This is a genomic window from Bradyrhizobium sp. (genome assembly GCF_049798375.1).
Lineage (GTDB): Bacteria > Pseudomonadota > Alphaproteobacteria > Rhizobiales > Xanthobacteraceae > Bradyrhizobium.
Genome location: NZ_JBARGP010000691.1, coordinates 1 through 2,198 on the forward strand (window position 1 = coordinate 1; position 2,198 = coordinate 2,198).

At 61.8% G+C, this 2,198-nt stretch carries 2 protein-coding genes and 1 pseudogene; all 3 read right to left on the bottom strand.

Going from position 1 to position 2,198, the window contains the following annotated elements; translation table 11 throughout:
* Positions 1-804: 804 nt before the first annotated feature.
* On the bottom strand, positions 805-1,185 hold the full coding sequence (locus WA702_RS26990; RefSeq protein WP_425113597.1) for a dodecin family protein: 381 nt from the start codon (positions 1,183-1,185) through the stop codon (positions 805-807).
* A gap of 218 nt (positions 1,186-1,403) precedes the next feature.
* Complete coding sequence (locus WA702_RS26995) at positions 1,404-1,817, bottom strand: EVE domain-containing protein (protein ID WP_425113598.1); 414 nt, start codon at positions 1,815-1,817, stop codon at positions 1,404-1,406.
* Positions 1,818-2,042: 225 nt separating this feature from the next.
* A pseudogene (locus tag WA702_RS27000) lies at positions 2,043-2,198 on the bottom strand (NAD(P)H-dependent glycerol-3-phosphate dehydrogenase); the annotation flags it as partial.

Sequence of the window (2,198 nt, forward strand, 5' to 3'; positions counted from 1 at the left end):
ATCGTCCGCGAAGGCGGACGATCCAGTATTCCGGAGACAGCAGTAATCGACCGAGGGCCGCGGCGTACTGGATGCCCCGCCTGGGGCATCACATCTGAAGATGTCGCACGCGCATTGCGAACATGACTTCGCGTTCTCGCGACATGACATGCCCGAGCTAGCCTGATCTCATTACCCTCATCAAACAGAGGGCGCAGGGAAGGCCGGGTATCCGCTGATACCCATGGTCCGCGTGCAGCAAAAAAGCACGCGGCAGAACACAGGCTTGGCCAATAACCGGCCTTCCCTGCGCAATGGTGTTACGGCTTATACGTGATCTCCTCGGTGCGCCGGGCTTTTTGGCCACCGTCGCCCCGCCGATCATCGGCGTGGCTTGGCATCAGCGTCGGGATGCCAGGACCATACGACTTCGCCGTCCGCGCCATGTCGTTCGTCCGCATGTGAGACCACATCCGACGTCACGTCGCGTCCATCGCATCCCGCTTCCCACGTCTCGTGACGATCGCGATACGCCCCTCCGCAGTGGAGGCGAGACGGCGAAATCATCGTTCTGATTTGCCCGACGACGCAAGCGCGCGCAGTTGCGACAAAGTAACCCGACGGGTTTGCGCATGGCGGACATGCGCGCGCCACTCTCTCTGTCGTCATTCCGGGACCGCCCGAAGGGCCGAGCTATGATTTCATCATATCTGCCGGTCGCGATGGTTCCAGGCTCAAGGCCGGGACGACAGTGGAGTCTGTTGCTGGAGAACTGCCAATATCCGCTGCCATCCCGGATTTGCCGCAAGCACGACGTCGCTCAGCTCATGCGCCTTCGAACTTGAAAGAGACGTTGACTTTGGCCCGATACGCCTCGACTTTGCCCTTGGCGTCGAGCTGCATGTCGAGCTGGACGACCTCGGCGACGCGCAGGTCGCGGAGGGTTTTCGCCGCCTGCTCGACGGCGTTGGTGGCCGCTTTTTCCCAGGATTCGCTGCTGGTGCCGATCAGCTCGATGACCTTGTAGACGCTGTCAGACATGTCGTCCTCCTGTTCGCTGGAAGCAGGAAGCAGGTGCTCCCCGCTGCAGGTGAACGTAGCATCCTGAGGTTGATGTCGAAAGAACGACCTCGTCGCATCGGTCGGGCCTGTCGGTGCGTTCGTATCGGCAACGGCGCATTCGGCGCAGCTCTCACCGCTGGTCATTCCGGGGCACCCGCGCAGCGCGTGAGCCCGGAATCCATAGCCACAGGACTTTGTTTTGCGATGGCTGGAGCGGCAGCGCTTTCACTGTATCCGCCTGCGGTTATGGATTCCGAACTCCCGCCTTTTGGCGCGCCCCGGAATGACGGAGGCGAGAGCGGGCGCGCATATTGCAGCGCTCATTTACAGCACGCGTAGCGCTAGGGTCGAGGGCAGCGGCGCTACAGGCCGCCCATCTTGCAGACCAGCTTCCATTCCTCAGATGTCACCGGCTGCACCGAGAGCCGGGAGAATTTCACCAGAGCCATGTCGGCGAGCTTCGGCTCGGCCTTGATCGCGGCCATCGTTACCGGCGTCTTTAAGGGCTTCACCGCCTTGATGTCGACGCAGACGAATTTTTCGGTCTTGTCGGTCGGATCGGGATAGGCCTCCTTGATCACTTCGGCGATGCCGACGATCTCCTTGCCTTCGTTGGAATGGTAGTAGAAGGCGAGGTCGCCCTTCTTCATCGCATTGAGGTGGATCCGTGCGGTGAAATTGCGCACGCCGGTCCAGGCCTCGCCCTTGGCGCCCTTCGCCACCTGCTGATCCCAGGACCACACCGAGGGTTCGGATTTCACCAGCCAGTGGTTCATGACGACACTTTCTCCACGCGCCATGGCCGGACGAAAGCACTGGGCGGCCATGTTCTGTCAGCCTAGCATAGGCAAGACGCGGATGGCCGGGTCAAGCCCGGCCATGACGGTGGAGTGGGACGACCACGCTATTCCTTAAATTATGTGTCGAGCACAGCGCGATACCGCAGGGACAGCGATGTGCTCCCTCTCGCGGTCCGTTAGGGGAGAGGTTAGCAGGAGCAGCTATTCCTCGGCCTTGAACGGCCGCGTCAGCAGGCCTTCGATCGCGGCGTCGATCGTGACCGCGCCTGAGAGGATGGCCGCGACCGCCTGCGACACCGGCATCTCGACGTCATGCGAAGCGGCGAGCTCGACCAGCACCGGTGCGGTGTATTGGCC